Below are 894 nucleotides of genomic sequence, written 5' to 3' on the forward strand. Positions count from 1 at the left end.
GAATCGATTAATGCAAATGCATATGAACCTTCAATCACGTTTAAGGCTTTTAAGAATGCAGTTTCTGCATCTAAGCCTTCTGTTAATGCGAAGTGTTCGATTAAGTTAACAGCTACTTCTGTATCTGTATCTGAGTGGAAAGTCACGTCAGATAAGAAATCTTCTTTCATTTCACGGTAGTTTTCAATAACACCGTTATGTACTAATGTGAAACGGCCTGTTGATGATTGATGTGGATGGGCGTTACGGACGCTTGGTTCACCATGTGTTGCCCAACGTGTATGTCCAATACCTGTATGGGCATCTAATGACATGTCCACTTCACTTTGTAGTTTAGCGATACGTCCTTCTTCTCTAAATAAATGACCGTTTTGACCATTTCCATCGACAACGTATACACCTGCTGAATCATAACCACGGTACTCTAAACGCTCTAAACCGTTTAATAATACCTCTTGAGCTGATCCATTCCCAATATAACCTACAATACCACACATGTTGCAGTTTCCTCCTAATTTGGCGACATAAAATTAGACCCTATCCATATAGGTGTCTTATCGCATTTTTTATTTGGCTACTACGTACGTGGCGGTAATTTGATAAGGCAAAATGATGGTCTAAATCATTGATTGCCTTACTTTTTTCCCACCTGTGGATTGTACAACCCCTGAATCATCCGCCGAACATTTCGATCAATTCAGTCCTCGTCACTTGCTAAGCAAGCCTGGCGCTATCCCAAAAATTACGTTTGAGATTTTATTAAAAGTAATAGCTCTTTACATTCTATAAATACAAAAAGTTGTTGTCAACCTTTTTAGATGTTCATGGCTATAATTTAACCTTCTCTTAAGAAGATATATAGGTTATCCGCTAACTGGATTGCAAGTATACAAA

The 894-nt window shown here is 38.1% G+C and carries 1 protein-coding gene; it reads right to left on the reverse strand.

Annotation, left to right across the window (positions count from 1 at the left end):
- Positions 1-497, reverse strand: a 497-nt coding sequence (locus ACRCJ0_RS16110; RefSeq protein ID WP_431391178.1) for a class II glutamine amidotransferase, incomplete at its 3' end; no start/stop codon positions are given.
- Positions 498-894 lie beyond the last annotated feature (397 nt).

Source organism: Aerococcus sp. L_32, from assembly GCF_050689315.1.